The 19,249-nt window shown below is 63.9% G+C and carries 17 protein-coding genes and 1 tRNA gene; 8 read left to right on the forward strand and 10 right to left on the reverse strand.

All coding sequences use genetic code 11. The features are described from left to right. Window positions 1-98: 98 nt before the first annotated feature. Together BLEFHOIH_RS26160 and BLEFHOIH_RS07565 are read right to left on the reverse strand one after the other, a co-directional pair. Window positions 99-314, reverse strand: a complete 216-nt coding sequence (locus BLEFHOIH_RS26160; RefSeq protein WP_088360744.1) for a hypothetical protein — start codon at window positions 312-314, stop codon at window positions 99-101. Window positions 315-456: 142 nt separating this feature from the next. Continuing rightward, a complete protein-coding gene (locus tag BLEFHOIH_RS07565) occupies window positions 457-1,350 on the reverse strand; it encodes a LysR family transcriptional regulator (RefSeq protein ID WP_088343998.1) in 894 nt (297 codons plus the stop codon). Window positions 1,351-1,590: 240 nt separating this feature from the next. On the opposite strand from BLEFHOIH_RS07565, the gene BLEFHOIH_RS07570 reads away from it, so the two are divergent. From BLEFHOIH_RS07570 to BLEFHOIH_RS07585, 4 genes are all read left to right on the forward strand, one after another. Then, window positions 1,591-2,637: an aldo/keto reductase gene (locus BLEFHOIH_RS07570; RefSeq protein WP_088344316.1), complete on the forward strand. Its 1,047-nt coding sequence runs from the start codon at window positions 1,591-1,593 to the stop codon at window positions 2,635-2,637. 108 nt (window positions 2,638-2,745) lie between these two features. Further along, window positions 2,746-3,237 carry a (2Fe-2S)-binding protein gene (locus BLEFHOIH_RS07575; protein ID WP_088344000.1) on the forward strand — a complete coding sequence of 164 codons (492 nt, stop codon included), beginning with the start codon at window positions 2,746-2,748 and terminating at the stop codon, window positions 3,235-3,237. After that, entirely contained in the window at window positions 3,234-4,226 is a 993-nt protein-coding gene (locus tag BLEFHOIH_RS07580; RefSeq protein ID WP_088344002.1) for a xanthine dehydrogenase family protein subunit M, read from the forward strand. Before BLEFHOIH_RS07575 ends, BLEFHOIH_RS07580 begins: the two co-directional genes overlap by 4 nt. Beyond that, window positions 4,223-6,607, forward strand: coding sequence for a xanthine dehydrogenase family protein molybdopterin-binding subunit (locus BLEFHOIH_RS07585; protein ID WP_088344004.1), 2,385 nt, complete (start codon window positions 4,223-4,225; stop codon window positions 6,605-6,607). Before BLEFHOIH_RS07580 ends, BLEFHOIH_RS07585 begins: the two co-directional genes overlap by 4 nt. A gap of 480 nt (window positions 6,608-7,087) precedes the next feature. Here the strand turns inward: BLEFHOIH_RS07585 and BLEFHOIH_RS07590 are convergent. The 3 genes from BLEFHOIH_RS07590 to BLEFHOIH_RS07600 form a co-directional block, all read right to left on the reverse strand. Next, window positions 7,088-7,164, reverse strand: a tRNA-Met gene (locus BLEFHOIH_RS07590). A gap of 155 nt (window positions 7,165-7,319) precedes the next feature. Then, complete coding sequence (locus BLEFHOIH_RS07595; RefSeq protein WP_088344006.1) at window positions 7,320-7,667, reverse strand: lipid-A-disaccharide synthase N-terminal domain-containing protein; 348 nt, start codon at window positions 7,665-7,667, stop codon at window positions 7,320-7,322. 43 nt (window positions 7,668-7,710) lie between these two features. Further along, window positions 7,711-8,505 (reverse strand): glycosyltransferase family 2 protein, encoded by a 795-nt coding sequence (locus BLEFHOIH_RS07600; protein WP_088344008.1) that lies wholly within the window; start codon window positions 8,503-8,505, stop codon window positions 7,711-7,713. 184 nt (window positions 8,506-8,689) lie between these two features. Here BLEFHOIH_RS07600 and BLEFHOIH_RS07605 point away from each other — a divergent pair, with 184 nt between their 5' ends. Both BLEFHOIH_RS07605 and BLEFHOIH_RS07610 read left to right on the forward strand, forming a co-directional pair. Beyond that, entirely contained in the window at window positions 8,690-10,201 is a 1,512-nt protein-coding gene (locus tag BLEFHOIH_RS07605) for a glycosyltransferase family 39 protein (protein ID WP_170937047.1), read from the forward strand. Continuing rightward, window positions 10,198-11,028, forward strand: a complete 831-nt coding sequence (locus BLEFHOIH_RS07610; RefSeq protein WP_088344012.1) for a phosphatase PAP2 family protein — start codon at window positions 10,198-10,200, stop codon at window positions 11,026-11,028. Before BLEFHOIH_RS07605 ends, BLEFHOIH_RS07610 begins: the two co-directional genes overlap by 4 nt. Window positions 11,029-11,215: 187 nt before the next feature. Here the strand turns inward: BLEFHOIH_RS07610 and BLEFHOIH_RS07615 are convergent, their stop codons facing one another. Together BLEFHOIH_RS07615 and ileS are read right to left on the reverse strand one after the other, a co-directional pair. Beyond that, entirely contained in the window at window positions 11,216-11,644 is a 429-nt protein-coding gene (locus tag BLEFHOIH_RS07615; RefSeq protein WP_088344014.1) for a PaaI family thioesterase, read from the reverse strand. Window positions 11,645-11,801: 157 nt separating this feature from the next. Next, the gene (gene ileS, locus BLEFHOIH_RS07620) at window positions 11,802-14,822 is read right to left on the reverse strand and encodes an isoleucine--tRNA ligase (protein ID WP_088344016.1); all 3,021 of its coding nucleotides are present in this window, start codon (window positions 14,820-14,822) and stop codon (window positions 11,802-11,804) included. Between the two features lie 120 nt (window positions 14,823-14,942). On the opposite strand from ileS, the gene mobA reads away from it, so the two are divergent. Together mobA and mobB are read left to right on the forward strand one after the other, a co-directional pair. Further along, window positions 14,943-15,572: a molybdenum cofactor guanylyltransferase MobA gene (gene mobA / locus BLEFHOIH_RS07625; protein WP_088344318.1), complete on the forward strand. Its 630-nt coding sequence runs from the start codon at window positions 14,943-14,945 to the stop codon at window positions 15,570-15,572. After that, window positions 15,569-16,081, forward strand: a complete 513-nt coding sequence (mobB, locus tag BLEFHOIH_RS07630; RefSeq protein ID WP_088344018.1) for a molybdopterin-guanine dinucleotide biosynthesis protein B — start codon at window positions 15,569-15,571, stop codon at window positions 16,079-16,081. Before mobA ends, mobB begins: the two co-directional genes overlap by 4 nt. Before the next feature lie 123 nt (window positions 16,082-16,204). Here mobB and BLEFHOIH_RS07635 read toward each other — a convergent pair whose 3' ends face one another. Genes BLEFHOIH_RS07635 through BLEFHOIH_RS07645 form a run of 3 tightly spaced genes read right to left on the reverse strand, consistent with a single transcriptional unit; the run spans window position 16,205 to window position 19,244 of the window. Next, on the reverse strand, window positions 16,205-17,476 hold the full coding sequence (locus BLEFHOIH_RS07635) for an adenosylmethionine--8-amino-7-oxononanoate transaminase (protein ID WP_088344020.1): 1,272 nt from the start codon (window positions 17,474-17,476) through the stop codon (window positions 16,205-16,207). Next, complete coding sequence (bioD, locus tag BLEFHOIH_RS07640) at window positions 17,473-18,111, reverse strand: dethiobiotin synthase (protein WP_088344022.1); 639 nt, start codon at window positions 18,109-18,111, stop codon at window positions 17,473-17,475. Before bioD ends, BLEFHOIH_RS07635 begins: the two co-directional genes overlap by 4 nt. After that, the gene (locus tag BLEFHOIH_RS07645) at window positions 18,108-19,244 is read right to left on the reverse strand and encodes an 8-amino-7-oxononanoate synthase (protein ID WP_088344320.1); all 1,137 of its coding nucleotides are present in this window, start codon (window positions 19,242-19,244) and stop codon (window positions 18,108-18,110) included. Before BLEFHOIH_RS07645 ends, bioD begins: the two co-directional genes overlap by 4 nt. Window positions 19,245-19,249 lie beyond the last annotated feature (5 nt).

Below are 19,249 nucleotides of genomic sequence, written 5' to 3' on the forward strand. Positions count from 1 at the left end.
CGTCCATCCCTAACGCGATGCGATGGAGTTAAAGCTTTCTGTCGCGCCCGATGGCAGCGAATGTCCAACATCGTGACACAAGCAATTCACGGGTTTCCTTATAGGGCAGCACTGTTGCCGGCCAAGGTGATGTCGTTGTTCTTGAACGCGACGCCTTTGACGGCCACGTCACCGGCTTGGACGTTGATGACCGGAGCGGAGGGTGAGGCCGCCATTGCGGCAGACGAAACGCCCGCCAGCAGCAGCGTTGCGGAAACAATTGAACTGGTCAGGAGGAGCTTGCGACGGCTCAGGCCGCCTATGTTCGTGCTCATGAGGGAATTCCTTCTATTGGTCACAAGCCGCCATCGCGTCTTGACCCTCAGAAGATAGGCCGGCCCACATTCAGTGATTAGCCGTCTTTATTCGCATGGGCTTAGAAGGAAATTTTCTGAATAGCTGGTCGAGCCGGGGGATCTAGCCGCGATAGCGAAGCGCATCGAGGACGAGCGCAAAGGCCGGAGAATGCTGGCGGCGGCTTGGGTAGTAGAGATGATATGCGGGGCGCGGCGGGCACCAATCCGCAAGAACGCGCACAACCCGCCCGTCTTGAATGGGTCCGTCCACCTGGTCTTCCGGCAGGTAGGCAAGGCCGAACCCGTCGAGTGCCGCCTGGCGCATCATGCCAACGGTATTGAATGCCGTCCGTCCCTCAATGCGGACTTTCAGTTCCCGCCCACTCTTGTAAAACTCCCAGACATAGAAGCCGCCATGAGTCGGCAAACGCAGTTTGATGCAGCTATGCTCGGTCAGATCCTGCGGAACGCGAGGCTTCTCCCGACCCTCGAAATAAGACGGTGCTCCCACCACCGCCATGCGGAAGTCGGGGCCGATAGGCAGGGAAATCATGTCCTTGTCCACCTGCTCGCCCAACCGCACCCCGGCATCGTACCGGTCCGCGACGATATCCTTGAGGCCGTAATCGCTGATGAGTTCAACGCTAATGTCCGGGTACTCCTGGAGGAGCGGCGCGAGTTTGGGCCAGAGAATGGTCTCGCAGGCGTGTTCCACGGTGGTAATGCGGACATTGCCCATTGGCTTGTCGCGCATGGCGCTCAGCGCCGCGATCTCGCTTTCGATCTCGTCGAAGCGGGGCCCGATACTCAGGAACAGGCGCTCCCCCGCCTCGGTCAGGGACACGCTCCGCGTCGTTCGCGTCAGCAGCCGCAGCCCCAGCCGCGCCTCGAGGGTGCGGACCGTATAGCTCAGCGCCGACTGAGATACGCCCAGCTTGGCAGCCGCGCGGGTAAAACTCTGCTCGCGCGCAACGGCAATGAAGGCAAGGAAATCGTTAATGTTTTCCCGGCGCATTCATAAGCCTCCTTTCTAAGCATGTGCTGATGATGCCATCCATCGGGGGCATAGCGCCATCGCATCGCACTCCATTAAGAAAATGCCTTTCTAGGCCTATGCAGGATTCTCCATCTAATCACTTAATGCCCGAGGAATTATGTTGGTTGGCGAAATGGTCACACAGGCGCGTCCGCGGTTGAGACCAAGCCCGAAGAAGGTGTCCAACCATGGCACCGTCCAAGTTGGAGTCGCATGACCATGAAATATCGCAAACTTGGAAAGTCGGGCCTGTCCATCTCGAACCTGATCCTTGGAACCATGGGTTTCGGCACCGAGACGCCCGAGGCGGAGGCGTTCGCCATCCTCGACGCCTTCCTCGATGCCGGCGGCAACATGATCGACACCGCCGACGTCTATGGTGGCGGCGCTTCGGAAGAGCTTCTGGGACGTTGGCGAGCAAGCCGCCCAAAGACAACGAGCCGCCTCGTCGTCGCGACCAAGGCCCGGTTTGGAACCGGTGCGGACGTGAATGATGCCGGCACCTCTCGCCCGCACCTTCACCGCGCATTGAACACCTCGCTGCGTCGCCTCGGCGTCGAAGCGATCGATCTTTATCAGATGCATGGCTGGGATCCGCTGACCCCCGTCGAAGAGACACTCTCCTTCCTGGATGCGGCCGCGCGCGCGGGAAAGATCCACTATGTGGGACTGTCCAACATCACGGGCTGGCAACTCCAGCTCGTCCTGTCGACCGCGCGGGCGATGGGGCTTCAGGTGCCGATCACGCTCCAGCAGCAATACAGCCTGGCGTGCCGGGAGATCGAGTATGAGGTCATTCCGGCAGCTCTGCATAACGAGATCGGGCTGCTGCCCTGGTCACCGCTGGCCGGAGGATTCCTGAGTGGGAAGTATACCCGCGACATGGCCAACGCGGGTACGAGGTATGGCGCTGGCAATGCCATGTTCCAGTATATCGGGGAAAAGTTGGCTGGGGCCGGGCGGAACTGGGCCACGATCGATGCGGTGCGGCGGATTGCAGACCAAATCGGCGCCACGCCCAGCCAGGTCGCATTAAGCTGGGTCGCCAACCGACCGGCCGTGTCGTCAACCATCATCGGCGCTCGCACGATCGAGCAACTCAACGACAATCTCGCTGCCGCCGAGCTCCAGCTCGACCCTGAGGTGATCGCGCAACTGGATAAGGTCAGCGCTCCGACGCCGGATGAGTATCCCTATGGCCGGTTCGGCTCGCTTCAACGCGAACGGTATATCGACTCCAGCGAGCAGGCCCTTCGCGAATTGTGAAGTCGGCGCCCGCGCCCCGCACTGTCGCAATCGCAGGCGCCGATCATGACTGCACCCTCCGAAGACATAGAGATTCGATCATCGAACCTGGGTTCGAAAGGAGACGCGATGTCAGCCGCCCGTCAATTATCGCTTGAGGTCAATGGCAAGCGCCATAACCTCCAACTCGATATACGCACGACATTGCTCGACGCACTTCGTGAGCATGCAGATCTGCCCGGAACGAAGAAGGGGTGCGATCAAGGCCAATGCGGAGCGTGTACAGTTCACGTTGATGGCGAGCGGGTCTTAAGCTGTCTCACCTTGGCGGCCCAGGTCGAGGGCCGTCAGGTGACAACGATTGAGGGCCTGCAGACGGCCGACGGTGTGATGCACGCCGTTCAAACCGCCTTTATCGAGCACGACGCCTTCCAATGCGGATATTGCACGCCGGGCCAGATCATGTCCGCCATCGCCTGTATTCGCGAAGGCCACGCCGGCACCGACGACGATATTCGCGAGTATATGAGCGGCAATATCTGCCGGTGCGGCGCTTACCCGCATATCGTTGCCGCGGTGCGCGATGCCGCCAGCCGCCTCAAGACGGAGAGAGCGCTATGAGACCGTTCGATTATCTCCGCGCCCAGGACACCGCTGCAGCGATTGCTGAAGCCGGCAAGCCCGAGACAAAATTCCTCGCGGGTGGCATCACGCTCCTCGATCTCATGAAGCTCAATGTCGAGCGCCCTGCCCGTGTGGTGGATATCACGCGCCTCTCCGGCTTAGACACGATCGAGGTGTCGGCGGATGTCATCCGGATCGGTGCCCTCGCGAAGATGAGCAAGGTCGCGGACCACGCAGGCGTCAGGGAGGCCGCACCGGTTCTCTCCGAAAGCCTGTGGCGCGCCGCCTCGGCGCAATTGCGCAACATGGCGTCCATCGGCGGCAACTTGATGCAGCGAACCCGCTGCACGTACTTCCGCGACCCCGGCGCCTATTCCAACTGTAACAAGCGCAATCCAGGCTCCGGATGCGCGGCGATCGAGGGTATCAACCGCAATCATGCGGTCCTCGGCACCAGTGACGCCTGTATCGCCATCTATCCGGGGGATTTTGCGGTTTCCCTTGTGGCATTCGATGCCGATGTCCTCGTCCGAGGAACGGTGGCCCGCCGCATCCCTATCGATGAATTCTACCTGCTTCCCGGACAAACCCCTCATCTCGAGCACCCACTGTCGCCCGGCGAGATGATCGTCGGGATCGAGATCCCGCGTTCGGCTGCGCTAAAACGCTCGCATTACCTCAAGGTCCGAGATCGCGCGTCCTACGAGTTTGCGGCAGCCAGCGCCGCCGTCGGTATCGAGATGGAGGCCGATGGCAGGACCATTCGCGACGTGCGCATCGCTGTCGGCGGGGTCGCCACCAAACCATGGCGCCTGCGCGCTGTCGAAGCTTCGCTCAAGGGAAAGACGCTCGACGAATCAACGCTCCGGGCTGCCGCTGCAGCGGCCGTTGAAGGCGCTAAGTCGAGCGGACACAACGCGTTCAAGATCGCGCTGGTACCCAAGGTCGTGGCACGCGCCCTGATGACGGTTGGAGATATTTCATGACACAGAACAACGCGTTTGAACTCAATCGCCGCACCGTCATGAAACTCGGAGTGGGCGCAGCCGCTGCGGCTACCGCTGGGGTTAACTTATCGAGCGAAAAAGCTTTGGCAAACAACCCTGCCAAATCCCAAAGCCCTGCACTGGGTGCGCGTCTGTCACGCGCCGAAGGCCCGTTGAAAGTCTCCGGGCAAGCACGCTATGCAATCGAGCAGAAGCTCGAGAACATGGCCTATGGCGTCACTGTTCAATCGACGCGGCCGGCGGGCCGTATCGTCAGCATAGACACCTCGGCCGCCAAGGCCCTGCCGGGTGTCGTGGATGTCTATACTCCGCAGAACGCCTTGAAGCTCAACAAGCCGACGGTTTACAGCAAGGGCGGAGGAGCCACCGAGGAATTTACCCCGCTCCAGGACGACGTAATCCGATTTAACGGCATGCATATCGCGCTCGTCGTTGCGGAAACCTTTGAACAGGCCATGGAAGCGGCAAGTCTTCTCAAGGTCGAGTATGAGGCCGGGGACGCGATTGTCGACTTCAACGACCCCAAAGCAAAGTCGCAGCCAATCGACGCAATGGCTGCCGCGTGGGGCGATGCGGCGACAGCGCTCGCCAATGCCGAGGTCAAGGTTGACGTCACCTACACGACGTCACGCGAATACAACGTGCCCATGGAGCCGCATGCCTGCATCGCATCCTGGGACAATGGGAAGATGACCGTCTGGGAGCCCAGTCAGTGGGTTGGCGGCGCGCGGCGTGTCGTGTCGGACTGGCTCGGCATCGATATTGAGGATGTGCGGGTGATTTCGCCTTACGTGGGCGGCGGCTTCGGCTCTAAAATCGGCGCGCATCCCCATGTCGGGCTGGCTTGCGCCGCCTCGCGCAAGCTCGGCAGGCCCGTCAAGGTTTCCCTGACGCGTCCACAGACGTTTACCGGCCTTGGCGGCCGCCCGGCGACACGGCAGAACCTGTCGATCGGCGCCACGAAGGAAGGAAAAATTGTATCGATCGTGCATGAGAGCTGGAACGAGACGGCGATCGACGAACTCCATGTCGAGGCGTGCAACAATGTGACGAAGATCATGTACGCCACGCCGAACCTGTCGTCGCGTCTGAACGTCGTGCCTGTCCATACGGTCCAGCCCGGCTGGAAACGGGCCCCCGGTGAAAACCCCAGCGCCTATGCACTGGAATGCGCCATAGACGAATTGGCCTACGCGCTGGAAATGGACCCGATCACGCTGCGCCTTGCCAACTGGGCGGACATTGATCCCAGCAGCAAGCTGCCGTGGACGACCCGGCAGCTACGGGAAGCCTATGCGGCTGGCGCAGACGCCATCGGGTGGTGGAAGCGAAATCCCAAACCCCGTTCAATGCGCGAAGGCCGCGAGCTAATCGGCTTTGGTATGGCCAGCGGCGCCTATCCGATGCTGCGCACCGCGAGCGAGGCCAAGATCGTGTTCCATGTCAGTGGGCAAATCGAAGTCCTCAGTGGCGGCACCGACATTGGAACGGGCACCTATACGATTCTCGCCCAAACGGCGGCCGATGTCCTGGGCGTCCCTGCCGAGACCGTCGCGGTCCGCCTGGGCGACACCATCCTCCCCAGATCGGCGCTCGCTGGCGGCTCCCAGCAAGCGAACAATCTGACCGGCGCCGTCGACCGGGCGGCGAAAAATGCTCGCGCCGCCCTGCTGTCCCTGGCAGCCACTGATCCAAAGTCGCCGTTGGCAGCCTCGAAGGTAACGGAGCTCACACTCGAAAACGGACGTGTCCGTCCGACGCGTCGACCGTCCGGCGGCATCAGCATCGCGGATCTGTTGAAAGCTGTAGGAAGAAACACATTAGAGGTTGAAGGCAACACCTTCGCCCCCGGCGCCTCCGAGGAGATGAAAAACGGCGCGGACCGCAGTTTTGCTCAAATGAAAGCCTCCCTGGAAGGCGGTGTCTCGGCCCATAGCTGGTGCGCCCAATTTGTGGAAGTTCGCGTCGACGAGGACTTCGGCACGATCCGTGTCAAACGTATGGTTGCCGCGTTCGACAGCGGAAGAATTTTCAATCCGAAGCTGGCCGAAAGCCAGTGGATCGGCGGCATGATCATGGGTCTTGGACAGACGCTGCTTGAAGAAGGACATGTCGACCAGCGAGACGGACGCACCGTGAACGCGAATTTTGCGGACTATGCCGTTCCCGTAAATGCCGATGTGCCTGGCGTCCAAGTGATTTCAGTCGGCATTCCGGACTTCCAGGCAAGCGCGCTTGGGGGGAAAGGCGTTGGCGAGATCGGCGTCGTGGGGGTAGCCCCAGCCATTGGAAACGCCGTCTTCCACGCGACGGGCAAACGCGTGCGCAGCCTTCCGATTACGCTTGAGAAACTGGCCTGAACGGAAAGTCGGCTGTTGCAGCGGAGCAATGCCCGGCTGCACGGGCTTCCTTACCCGTACATTGACGAAGTTGACGTTTCTGGGCGGGGATGAACGGCGGGATGAGCAGTATGGTCTAGTGGCAAGATGCAGGGCAAGAAACCGCGCTGGACTACTGCCTCGGCTCAAGCAGTCCGCTTGAGCAGGAGCGACCGGCGATACCGCACAAACCTCCAAGGTTGCCTTCCTGAACCGCAACTATGTCGGTATGGGCCGGAATAAAACGCGCCGATGGTCGATGCATAGGAGGATTTGTCGAGGACCCTGGACGTTTCCGCGATTGACTTGGTGCGAAACGGGCCGAGATAGGTTTGTCGGCGAATCCTGTGGATATCAGGAATTTTTCAAGCTTGTGCCCCAGCTGTTCCCCAAGCTCAAAAACTAACGCCATGGGGTCTTTGGTGCGAGCCAGAATTATCGTTTATTTTCAATCGCTTAAATTGGTTGCGGGGGCAGGATTTGAACCTGCGACCTTCAGGTTATGAGCCTGACGAGCTACCGGGCTGCTCCACCCCGCGCCAATGTGCCATTCTCAACAAAGAGATGGGCATCCAAATGCCCGTTGCAACGAACAGGCAGCGTATCCGGTCGAAAAAATTTGGGTTGTCGTCGATCGGCGAGAAGTGCTGTGTAACCGAATCGGGGGCACCGCGCAACCCCCAACGGGTGAATTTTATTCGGCTGCGGGATTATACCCAGGCTGCACCACGGCCGCGCTTTCGCGGTTGGTGCGGCGGATGAAATAGATGTTGCGGGCATAGATGAACAGGCCCGAACCCTGGCCCAGAATGAAGACGGGATCCATGCGGTAGATGGAATAGATGAACAGCATCAGACCGCCGATGAAGCTGAAATACCAGAAGGTCTCGGGTACGACGCTGCGGCGGGCCTTCTCGCTCGCAAGCCACTGCACGATGAAGCGCATGGAAAACATTGCCTGAGCGGCAAAGCCGACTCCCAGCCAAATCAACTCCGCCGTCGACTGGCTGGTCCACCACAGCACCAATTTGGAATAGTCCATCGGAATTCTCGCTTCGATCCGCCATCGCAATGGCGATTGTGCATTATTCTCCGGCGGCCTGACGCGCGCGCGCCGCCTCTTCCCGCGCCGACACTGCGTCGGGAACATGGCGCACGGCCGCGCTGTCCTCGACGATCGGCGGCACCTTGGTGCGCTTGCGCAGCCAGACCACGCCGAACAGGTCATAGATGCCGGTCAGCGCCCGGCCGAAATTGGTGTATTTCGACTGCCCGACCAGCCGCGCCCGGTCGTTCACCGGCTCGTAGCCGACCTTGTAGCCGGCCATCAGGAACAAGGCCGGCATGAAGCGGTGCATCGAAGTGAAGAACGGCAGGCGCAGGAACGCCTCGCGCCAGAACACTTTGATGCCGCAGCCGCTATCGGGGCAATTGTCCTTGAAGGCGGCGTTGCGGATGGCGTTGGCGACCACCGAGGCCAGCTTGCGCGAACCGACCGCCTGGCGCTTCGCCCGGACGCCGCCGACCAGCGCCGGGCCCTCATTGAGGCTGGCGCCGAGCCGGTTCAAGAGATTGGGAATGTCATGCGGGTCGTTCTGGCCGTCGCCGTCCATGGTGGCGATGATCGGGCCCTTGGCGGCCAGCACGCCGTTGCGGATAGCGGTGCTCTGCCCGGAGCGGACGCCGTGGCGCAGATAGCGCAGCGTCGGATAGGTGCGGATCAGCGCCTTGATCTCGTCGCCGGTCGCGTCTTCGCTGCAATCGTCGACGACGATGACTTCGGCGAGGCGCTCGCGCGGAATCGCGGCAAAGGTTTCCTCGACCAGACGGCCGATATTGCCTGCCTCGTTCAAAGCCGGAATGACCACCGAAACGCTCATCGGCGCCCCTTCTTCATGCGTCCGGAGCGGATTTGCGCCGGAAGTGCCGTGCCCGTAAGCTCCAATATCAGGCTTTCGCGATACAGCACAACCGGATAAATAACGCTTCCGCTTGGGAGAATTGTGGCAGATCGCGTTAGCGTTAACCCGGCCGGGGAATGCCGCCGGAGGATGGAAAACTTCGTTGAGTCGAGAATGGGTTATCACATTTCCCCCGCTCCGGACGGCGCCCGCCAGATCCGGCAGGGCGCGGCGCGAAGCTGGGGATAGTTACGCGGCGGCGCTGCTTCTATGCGTCGCCGGGCTGACGCTTTTCCGGGTGATCGCGCTTTATGCGTCGAATGCCGAGTTGTTTTTCGACGAGGCGCAATACTGGTTCTGGTCGCGGGAATTGGCCTTCGGATATTACTCCAAGCCGCCGCTAATCGGCTGGATCATCCGCGGCGCGACCGAGATCTGCGGCCAGGGCGAAGCTTGCATCCGCCTGCCCTCGCCGCTGTTCCATGCCGCGACCGCGATGGTGGTCTACGCCATCGGCCGCAGCCTTTACGATGCGCGCATCGGCTTTTGGTCCGGGCTGGCTTACGCGACGCTGCCCGGCGTTTCCCTCTCTTCCAGCCTGATCTCGACCGATGCGCCACTGCTGCTTTTCGTCGCGCTTGGACTCCTGGCGGTCGTGAAAATGCAACGCGACCGGTCCTGGGTCTGGGCGCTGACGCTCGGCCTCGCCATCGGCTTCGGGCTGCTCGCCAAATATGCGATGGGCTATTTCCTGCTCTGCCTCGCGGTCTACGCGCTGTGGACGCGCCAGGGGCGGGCGCTGCTGCGCGACGCTCGGCTCTATGCGGCGCTCGCCATCGGCGCGGCAATGATCGCGCCGAATATCGTCTGGAACGCCCAGCACGGTTTTGCCACCCTCAACCACACCGCCGACAACGCCAATTGGGGCCGCTCGCTCGTGCATCCCAATGAGGCGCTGGAATTCATCGGCGGACAGCTCGGCGTTTTCGGCCCCATCCTGTTCGTCTCATACCTGATCTATTGCCTGAACTGGCTGCGCGATCCCGAGCGGCGCGCCGAGGCGGGCGACGCAGAGCGCCTGCTGCTGGCCTTTTCCCTGCCGGTGCTGCTGCTGATGTCGGCGCAGGCCTTCCTATCGAGGGCACATGCGAACTGGGCCGCTTTCGCCTATATCGCCGGGACGGTGCTGATTACCGCCGCGCTGACCCGCGAGGGTTGGACGCGGCTGTTCCGCACGTCGCTGGCCATCCATATCGCGGCGGCGATCATCATCGGGCTCGGCGGCATGTTCGCCGGGCAGGTGACGCTGGGGCGAATCGATCCTTATGCTCGTGTGCTCGGCTGGAAGGTGCTGGCGGAGGGGGCGGCGCTCAAGGCGCGGGAGGGCGGCTTCCGCGCCATCGCCACGGATAAGCGCGCCTTGGCGGCGGAACTTCTTTATTACCTGCGCGATGACGGCTTGCCAGTGGTGGCGATGCGCGGCGACGGCCCCCCAGGCGATCATTTCGAGCTGACCCATCCGCTCGATGCAACGACGCCGCGCCCGGTCATGCTCGTCAGCTTCGACCGCGACCCGCCGCCGGGCGGCACGCTGCTCGGCGAGGCAAAAATTCCGGCTGGTTTGATCCGCAGCCGCCAAGTCTTTTATTATTCTTTACCAGAGTCCGCCCGATGAGCATGGTCCCGACCAATCCGCAAGCCTCCCCGATCACGGAGCACGCCGCCTATTCGATGCTGTGCATCGCCGCCTCCGTCGGGCTGGCGGCGGCGATCATCTTTTCGGCCTTTCCCGGCATCGATCTGGCGGTGTCGAAGATTTTCTATCTCGGCGACAACAAATTCTGGTTCAGCCGGCCGAGCGCGGGCGAAGTCGTGCGCAATTTGGTGCGGGGGTTGTTTTTCCTCGCCTGCGCCGGGGCGATCGCCGGCTTCATCGCCATGGCGTTTTTCAGCCGCAAGCTGATGGGTCTCGGGCTTGCCGCCTGGGCCTATGTGGCGCTCTGCATCCTGGTCGGACCGGGGCTGACCACCAATCTCTTCAAGGACCATTGGGACCGCGCCCGTCCGGTGCAAATCGTCGAATTCGGCGGCCAGAAGAAGTTCACCCCGCCGCTCTTGCGCACCGACCAGTGCGAGCGCAACTGCTCCTTCTTCAGCGGCGAGGCGTCAAACATCTTCATGCTGGGATTTGCGATCGCGCTGCTGGCGGAGGCGGGACGACGGCGGCGCTTGTTCCTCGCAGCCATCGCGGCGGGGAGTTTTGCCGGGCTGCTGCGCATCGGGGCGGGCGGCCATTTCCTCAGCGACATCGTTTTTGCCGGCGTGTTCATGGCGATCGTGGCGCGGGGGATGGCGTGGCTGGTTTTCGAGCATTTCAACGAGCACTTGGCCGATGAAGGCCCGTTCCACCAGCGCACGGTCACGCTCGGCCGACTTGCGACGGCGCGCGGGCGCAGCGTCTGGGACGCGGTTCGCCAGCGGTTTGAAGGCAGACAAGATTAAACGACCGAAATCCCGGCGAAAGCGGGGATCCAGTATTCACAAGCTCGAAATTGGCTTTCTGCGCAACCGCTTACGCTGCGCCGTACTGGATCCCCGCTTTCACGGGGATTCCGTGTTAGGAGCGTGCGAGGGCGCGAAGAGCGGGAGTGCCGATTCGTTCTAGGCGCGCAAAGTCAGTGTGTCGTCCTTAGCGCGCCGGCACCGGAGGCAGCAGGCCTTCGATGAGCGAGGCGCTGGCGGTTGCGCGCGCGGCGAGCTGGCCCTCGGGATTGAAGAGCTGGCCTTCCACGAAAGCGATGCGCTTGCCGAGCTGGGTGATGCGCGCCTTGACGGTGATCGGGCCAGGGCGCACCACATGCAGGAACTGCGTGTGCAGCTCGATGGTCGCGCCGAAGAGGCGGCCTTTGGTCATGATGAGGATCAGCGGCCCCATCGTGTCGTCGAGCATGGCCGTGAGGATGCCGCCTTGCACGACACCGGCCGGGTTCAGGAATTCCGGCTTCCCCTCGAAGCCGACTTCCAGCTCGCCCGCCTCTGGATCGACGGAGATGAGGCGCCAGCCGAGCAGTTTTGCGGACGGTGGCAGCGGAAAACTCGCCAGCGCGGGATCGATCATGGGTGCTTCTCCTGACTCGCCTCCACCTCACATCCGTCGCCCCGGCCGAAGAGCCGGGGCCTACTCGCCTATCCACTTGCCGCAGTGCTCGCGGATCAGCCATTGGGTCCCGGCTCGGCCTGCGGCCTGCGGTCGTCCGGGACGACGATGGAGGGGCCTAAGCCGCCCCTCGCGAGGCATCGAACTCGCGCACGGCGGCGGCGTCGCGCGGGGAGAGGTCGGGGAATTCCGGGTCGGAGCCGACCTCGGGCGAGATCTTCCAGGAGCGCGCGCATTTGCGGCCCTCGGCCAGACCCGGCACGACGGCAACGCCCGCCACCTCGTCCAGCGTGAAGGCGCCGGCGGGGGGCTTGCCCGAGACCAGCGCCGCAGCGCTGGTGATGGCGATCTCGGCCCAGTCCTCGCCCTTGGCGAGCGCAAACAGCGCCTCGTCGGCGATGTAGATCGTCGGCGCGGCCTCGAGGCTCGAGCCGATGCGCTTTTCCCGCCGCTCGACTTCCAGCGCGCCGGTCACGGCCTGGCGTATCTTCCAGATCGCCTGCCATTTCTCGGCCAGCGCCTCGTCCCTCCACTCCGCCGGAATGGCCGGGAAGGTCTTCAGATGCACCGAATCCTTCGCCTCCGGGAAGCGGGCCAGATAGGCCTCTTCCGAGGTGAAGCAGAGGATCGGCGCGAGCCATGTCGTCAGGCAGGTGAACAGCTCGTTGAGTACGGTGAGCGTTGCCCGGCGCTTCAGGCTGGAGGCGGGCTCGCAATAGAGCGTGTCCTTGCGGATGTCGAAATAGAGCGCGGACAGGTCGCCCGTGCTGAAGTTGAACAGGGACGAGAACACGCGCTTGAAGTCGAAATTCTCGTATGCCTTGCGCACCACGCTATCCAGCTCCCACAACCGGTGCAGCATGAAGCGCTCCAGCTCGGGCAGCTCGGCATAGGGGACGTGCAGGTCCGAGCGGTCATGCGCGAGGTTGCCGAGCATGAAGCGCAGCGTGTTGCGCAGCTTGCGGTAGGATTCCGTGCTCGCCTGGACGATGCCGGGGCCGAAGCGGATGTCGCCGGAATAGTCCGCCGAGGCCACCCACAGCCGCAGGATTTCCGAGCCGGACTGCTTGGTCACGTCCTGGGGCGAGAGCACGTTGCCCTTGGACTTGGACATCTTCTCATCGCCCTTCTCGTCGAGGATGAAGCCGTGCGTCAGCACCGCCTCGAAGGGCGCGCGGCCGCGCGTGCCGCAGGACTCCATCAGCGAGGAGGCGAACCAGCCGCGATGCTGGTCGGAACCTTCGAGATAAAGCGCGGCGGGCGAGCCGAGATCCTTGCGCTTTTCCAGCACGAAGGCGTGGGTCGAGCCGGACTCGAACCAGACGTCGAGAATGTCGTCGACCTTGTCCCATTCGGCCGGGTCGGAGACGAGCCCGGCAAGCAGCCGCTCGCGCGCGCCCTCGGCGAACCAGGCGTCAGCGCCGTCGTCCTCGAAGGCGGTGACGATGCGGCTGATCAGCTCGGATGCGCCGGCGAACCCGGCATTCGGGATCACTTCGCCCGTCTTTTTATGCACGAAGACGGTGATCGGCACGCCCCAGGCGCGCTGGCGCGAGATCACCCAGTCGGGACGGCCATCGGTCATGCCGCGCAGGCGGTTCTGGCCGGTCGGAGGCACGAAGCGGGTATCCTCTATGGCCTTCAGCGCCAGCTCGCGGATTGTCTTGGCGCCCTTGACGCCCTTCACCTTGATCGGCTTGTCGAGCGCGATGAACCATTGCGGCGTATTGCGGAAGATCACCGGCGCCTTGGAGCGCCAGGAATGCGGATACTGATGCTTCAGCCGCCCGCGCGCCACCAGCGCGCCGGCTTCGATCAGCGCCTGGATGACGGCCTCGTTGGCGTCACTGAACTTGCCCTTGTCGTCGATGACGCGCTTCGGATTGGCGCCGCCGAACATCGGCACATGCTCGAAATAGAAGCCGTCCTCGCCGACCGTATGCGGCACTTCGGGGATGCCGGCCTCGTCAAAACTTTTCTTGTTCTTGATATAGAGTTCGTAGTCGTCCGCGCCATGGCCGGGCGCGGTGTGGACGAAGCCGGTGCCGGTGTCGTCGGTGACGTGGTCGCCCGCATAGAGGCGGACTTCGAAATCATAGCCCTTGCCGTGGAAGGGATGGCGCGTCGTCTTGATCGCGGCGGGATCGGCATCCGCGACGCGCTCCCAGCCCTCGATGCGGGCGGCGCCCTTCAGGTTCTCGGCCAGCGCGTCGGCGACGATCAGCTTCTCGCCGACCTTGGCCCAATTGTCGTCCGGCGACGCCGTCACCTGATAAACGCCGTAAGCGATCCGGGGCGAATAGGCGATGGCGCGGTTGCCGGGGATTGTCCAGGGCGTCGTCGTCCAGATCACGACGGAGGCATCGGCAAGCGGCGAGCCGGCCTTGTCCGCCAGCGCAGCCACCGGGAACTTCACGAAGATCGTCGGGCTGACATGCTCGTGATATTCGACTTCGGCCTCGGCCAGCGCGGTGCGCTCGACCACCGACCACATCACCGGCTTCGATCCCTGATAGAGCGCGCCGTTCATGGCGAACTTCATGATCTCGTTGGCGATAGTCGCCTCGGCGTCAAAACTCATGGTCAGATAGGGATGCTCCCAATCGCCCTCGACGCCGAGCCGCTTGAATTCCTCGCGCTGGATGTCGATCCATTTCGCCGCGAACTCGCGGCATTCGCGCCGGAACTCGATCAGCGAGACCTCGTCCTTGTTCTTGCCCTTGGCGCGGTACTGCTCTTCGATCTTCCATTCGATCGGCAGGCCGTGGCAGTCCCAGCCGGGCACATAGTTCGAATCCTTGCCGAGCATGGTCTGCGAGCGCACGACCGTGTCCTTCAGGATCTTGTTCAGCGCGTGGCCGATATGCAAATGGCCGTTGGCGTAGGGCGGACCGTCATGCAGGATGAACTTTTCGCGGCCCTTGGCGGCCTTGCGCAATTGCCGGAACAGCTTCATCTCTTCCCAGCGCTGCAGCAATCGCGGCTCAAGGTTTGGCAAGCCGGCTTTCATCGGAAAGTCGGTTTTGGGCAAGAACAGCGTCTCGCTCCAGTCGCGGCCAGCCGGGGCGGACGGGTCTGCTTTGGCGGCGGCGGAAGGCTTGCCGCCTGCGGGTGCGCCTGCGTCTTTAACTTTTTGCATGGGTCTCGGCTTTAAGCTTCAATGAAATCTGGCGCCGTTGTAGCAATCGCGCGGCGCATAATCCAGCCGCGTCTTGGCGTCTGTGCGCAGCAGGCAAGGGATGCGATGCAAAGCGAAGGCATGGCGACGGGCATAATCGGGATCATCCTCGCGGGTGGATTGTCGCGGCGCATGGGCGGCGGGGCCAAGGCGCTGATGCCGCTCGCCGGCCGGCCGATGGTGGCGCATGTGATCGGCCGCATCGCGCCTTATGTGGATGCTTGCGTGCTGAATGTGAATGGCGATGCTTCCGCATTCGCGCAATTCGGCCTGCCCATCGTCGCGGACAGCTTTGGCGATTATGCCGGGCCGCTGGCCGGGCTGCTGTCGGGCATGCGCTGGGCGGCGGAGCATCGGCTGGAGGCGCGCTGGGTCGTCACCGCGCCTTGCGATACGCCGCTGCTGCCGGAGAATTATGTCGATGCGCTGGCCGCGGAAGGACCGGATGGCGCGACGGTCGTCATCGCCGCATCGGGCGGGCGCGAACACTTCGCCAGCGGCCTCTGGCCGGTCGCGCTGGCGGATGAACTCGCAGCGTTCCTGGCGTCCGGCGAGCGACGCATCCAGAGCTGGATCGAGCGGAACCCCAACAAAACATTGACGTTTCCGCTCATTGACGACGGACGCGGCGGCGTCGATCCGTTCTTCAACGTCAACACGCCGGAGGAACTTGCCATGGCCGAGAGATTTGCAAGCGAGCGCCCGCTATGAGCCCGCCCGTCTTCGGCATCGTCGGCTGGAAGAATTCCGGCAAGACGACGCTGACCTCGCGTCTGATCGCCGAATTCGCCGCGCGCGGATATAAGGTCGCGGCGGTCAAGCACGCCCATCACGGCTTTGATGTCGACCAGCCGGGCCGCGATTCGCACCTATTCCGCGAGGCCGGCGCGCGCGAAGTCGCGGTGGTGTCGTCCAAGCGGGTCGCCATCATGTGGGAGCTGCGCGACGAGGAGGAGCCCGGCCTGGATGAGGTTTTGACGCGGTTGCATGGGTCAGAATTGATTTTAATCGAGGGCTTCAAGACCCACGATCACGCGAAGATCGAAGTCCGCCGCCGCGAGAGCGCCAGCCAGGAGCCGCTCGCCGGCGCGGTGCCGGGCGTCGTGGCGATTGCGGCGGATCATCCGGTGGATGCGGGCGGCTTGGCATCGTTCGGATTGAACGACATCGAGGCGATCGCGGATTTCATCACGCGGTTTACGGGCATGGCGTCTGATTGACGACAATTCTTGTCATCCCCGCGAAGGCGGGGACCTAGTAAAGGTCAAGGTTGGTGAGTCATTGCGTCACCACAGTGCTGCGGAGTACTGAATCCCTGCCTTCGCAGGGATGACAAGAGTGGGTTACTGCTTGCGCATCATTTCCGCCACATAGTCGGTGATTGCAGAGTACACACCATCTATTTCAGATTTCGTCACGCAGTAGGGCGGCAGGATGTAGACCGTGTTGCCGAGCGGGCGAAGCAGCAGGCCGCGCCCCTGGAAGAAGCGGCGCATGTCGAGGCCGATGTCAGCGAGATAGCCCGGCGCGTCGGTGCGCAGGTCCATCGCGGCGATGCTGCCGGTGCAGCGCACGGCCTCGATGCGGTCCAGCGCGGCCATTGCGGGCAGATGCCGCCGGTGCATCGCCTCGACGGCGGCGATGCGCGACAGCACCGGCTCGTCCTCCCAGATGCGCAGATTCTCCAGCGCGGCGGCACAGGCGATGGGGTTGGCGGTGTATGAGCTGGAATGGAAGAAGGTCTTCCGCCGGTCCTCGGAATAATGGGCGTCGAAAATCCGCGCGGCGCAGAGCGTCACGGCGAGCGGCAGCGCGCCGCCGGTGATGCCCTTGGCGTAGCAGGCGATGTCGGGCACGATGCCGGCCTGTTCGCAGGCGAACAGCGTGCCGGTGCGGCCCCAGCCGGTCATCACCTCGTCAGCGATGAACAGCACGTCCGACGCCTCGCAGATGCGCTTCATCTCGCGCAGCGTTTCGGCCCTGTACATCAGCATCCCGCCCGCGCCGAGCACCAGCGGCTCGACGATGAAGGCGGCGGGGGGCGTGCCGCCGGTCCGGCAGGCGGCATCCAGCGCGTCGAGCGTCGCCTGCTCGCGGCCTTCGGCGGGGAAGGGGATGGTCTCGACGGCGAAAAGCAGCGGCTCGTAAGGCTGGTTGAACACGCCGCGCGCGCCGACCGACATCGCGCCGATGGTGTCGCCGTGATAGGCGTGCTCCAGCATCAGGATGCGCTGGCGCGGCGCGCCGCGATTGGCCCAGAAGCCGAGCGCCATCTTCAGCGCCACTTCGACGCTGGTCGAGCCGCTATCGGAGAAAAACACGTAATCCAGCCCGGCCGGGGTGATCTCGACCAGACGCCGCGCCAGGGTTTCCGCAGGCTCGTGGGTAAAGCCGGCGAAGATGATCTGGTCGAGCTTTTCGGCCTGCGCCCGGATGGCGGCGGTGATGCGGGGATGGCAATGGCCGTGGGTGATCACCCACCAGGAGGAGATGGCGTCGAGATAGCGGCGTCCGTCCGCGCCGTGCAGATAGGCGCCCTCGGCGCTGGCGATGGCCAGCATGTCTGGCGTCAGCGCGTGCTGTGTGAAGGGGTGCCAGATGGGCGAGCCGATCATGGCGCCGCGCCCGCGAAATCGGAGAGGCGGAAATTGGCGGCGAAGGCGTTGGCGAGCGTCTCGCGGCCGAGCGGATCGAGCGGCGGCAGGCGGCCGAGGCGGGGCACGCCGCCCATCGCGGCGATGGTCGCTTCCGTATCGGCATTGGCCTCGCCGATGAAGGCGACGCCGAGGATGGGGATCGAGCGCCGCCTCAGCGCATCGACGGACATCAGCGTGTGATTGATGGTGCCGAGCGCCGTGCGCGCGCACAGTATCACCGGCGCATTCCACCGCGCGAAGACGTCAATATAGAGGGTCGTCCGCGTCAGCGGCACGAACAGCCCGCCCGCGCCTTCGGCGATCAGCGGAGCCTCGGCGGCGGGTAGCACCAGCGCGTCAGGATCGATCTCAATCCCGTCGATCTCCGCCGCGCGGTGCGGCGAAGCGGGCGTGCGCAGCCGGTAGATCTCGGGCCGGAAATGCGTCTCGCCGAGGCCGGTCAGCCGGCGCACCGTCTCGCGGTCGGTCTCCTCGTCCAGCCCGGCCTGCACCGGCTTGAAATACACGCCGTTCAGCGCCTGCGTCAGCGCCGCCGCGAACACCGTCTTGCCGATGCCGGTATCCGTGCCGGTGACGACGAAGCGGGCGCTCATGCCGCCGCCAGCCCGCGCATCTCTTCAGCAAGCGCGTCCAGCATGGCGGCCGTCTGGGCCTCGTTAACGTTCAGCGTCAGCGCGATACGAAGCCGCGCCGTCCCTTCGGGCACGGTCGGCGGACGGATGCCGCGAATGTCCAGCCCGCGCGCTTGCAGCCTTGCCGCCAGCGCCATGGTCTCGGCGTCCGGACCGATAATCACCGGCAGGATTTGCGAGCCGCTGCCCGGAACGCCGCATTCCGCTTCCAGCCGCCGGTTGGCCATTTCGATCAGGCCGTGCAGGCGCGCGCGCCGCTCCGGCTGGCTGCGCAGCAGCGACAGCGCGGTGCCGACCGCCACCGCCATCAGCGGCGACGGCGCGGTCGCATAGATGAAGGCGCGGCAGCGGTTGACCAAGAAATCGCACAGCACCGCCGGCGCGCAGATGAGCGCCCCCGACGCGCCGAGCGCCTTGCCGCAGGTGTGCACCGAAATGACGTTCTCGCGCCCCTCATAATCCGCGCCGAGCCCGCGCCCCTCCGGCCCGAATACGCCGGTCGCGTGCGCCTCGTCGATCAGCAGGATGCCATCATGCCGGTCGGCGATGGCGATGATGTCGGCGAGCGGCGCGCGGTCGCCATCCATGCTGTAAAGGCTCTCCACCGCGATCCAGACGCGGCCCTTATTGCCCGCCGTCCGCCAGCCCGCGATGGCGTCCTCGATCGCACCCGCATCATTATGCGCGGCGGCGATATGCTCCGCCCGGCCCGCCCGCATCCCCTCATGGGAACTGGCATGGATCAGCGCGTCATAGACCAGCAGATCGCCCCGCTGCGGCAGCGTCGATAGCAGCGCGAAATTGGCGACATAGCCGCCGCCGAGGAACAGCGCCCGCTCCGCGCCGAAGAACGCTGCCGCCTCCGCCTCCAGCGCCTCGTGCTCGGGATGATTGCCGCGTAAAAGCCGCGACGCCCCCGCCCCGACGGCGACGCCCCGCTCGAGCGCTTCGTGCAGCGCGCGGCGCATCTCCGGCGCCTCGCTCAAGGCGAGATAATCGTTCGAGGCGAAGTCCAGCCCCCGCCGCGGCGCCAGCGCCCGCTTGCGGCCGCGCTGTTCCAGGGCCGCCAGCGCGTCTTCATAGACCTCGTAAATCGAGG

The organism is Rhodomicrobium sp. R_RK_3, from assembly GCF_002198715.1.
GTDB lineage: Bacteria > Pseudomonadota > Alphaproteobacteria > Rhizobiales > Rhodomicrobiaceae > R-RK-3.

Bases quoted from the DNA above. Each gene is read 5' to 3' on its own strand.
- BLEFHOIH_RS26160 (WP_088360744.1), bottom strand. From the start codon at position 314: ATGAGCACGAACATAGGCGGCCTGAGCCGTCGCAAGCTCCTCCTGACC.
- BLEFHOIH_RS07565 (WP_088343998.1), bottom strand. From the start codon at position 1,350: ATGCGCCGGGAAAACATTAACGATTTCCTTGCCTTCATTGCCGTTGCG.
- BLEFHOIH_RS07570 (WP_088344316.1), top strand. From the start codon at position 1,591: ATGAAATATCGCAAACTTGGAAAGTCGGGCCTGTCCATCTCGAACCTG.
- BLEFHOIH_RS07575 (WP_088344000.1), top strand. From the start codon at position 2,746: ATGTCAGCCGCCCGTCAATTATCGCTTGAGGTCAATGGCAAGCGCCAT.
- BLEFHOIH_RS07580 (WP_088344002.1), top strand. From the start codon at position 3,234: ATGAGACCGTTCGATTATCTCCGCGCCCAGGACACCGCTGCAGCGATT.
- BLEFHOIH_RS07585 (WP_088344004.1), top strand. From the start codon at position 4,223: ATGACACAGAACAACGCGTTTGAACTCAATCGCCGCACCGTCATGAAA.
- BLEFHOIH_RS07595 (WP_088344006.1), bottom strand. From the start codon at position 7,667: ATGGACTATTCCAAATTGGTGCTGTGGTGGACCAGCCAGTCGACGGCG.
- BLEFHOIH_RS07600 (WP_088344008.1), bottom strand. From the start codon at position 8,505: ATGAGCGTTTCGGTGGTCATTCCGGCTTTGAACGAGGCAGGCAATATC.
- BLEFHOIH_RS07610 (WP_088344012.1), top strand. From the start codon at position 10,198: ATGAGCATGGTCCCGACCAATCCGCAAGCCTCCCCGATCACGGAGCAC.
- BLEFHOIH_RS07615 (WP_088344014.1), bottom strand. From the start codon at position 11,644: ATGATCGATCCCGCGCTGGCGAGTTTTCCGCTGCCACCGTCCGCAAAA.
- ileS (WP_088344016.1), bottom strand. From the start codon at position 14,822: ATGCAAAAAGTTAAAGACGCAGGCGCACCCGCAGGCGGCAAGCCTTCC.
- mobA (WP_088344318.1), top strand. From the start codon at position 14,943: ATGGCGACGGGCATAATCGGGATCATCCTCGCGGGTGGATTGTCGCGG.
- mobB (WP_088344018.1), top strand. From the start codon at position 15,569: ATGAGCCCGCCCGTCTTCGGCATCGTCGGCTGGAAGAATTCCGGCAAG.
- BLEFHOIH_RS07635 (WP_088344020.1), bottom strand. From the start codon at position 17,476: ATGATCGGCTCGCCCATCTGGCACCCCTTCACACAGCACGCGCTGACG.
- bioD (WP_088344022.1), bottom strand. From the start codon at position 18,111: ATGAGCGCCCGCTTCGTCGTCACCGGCACGGATACCGGCATCGGCAAG.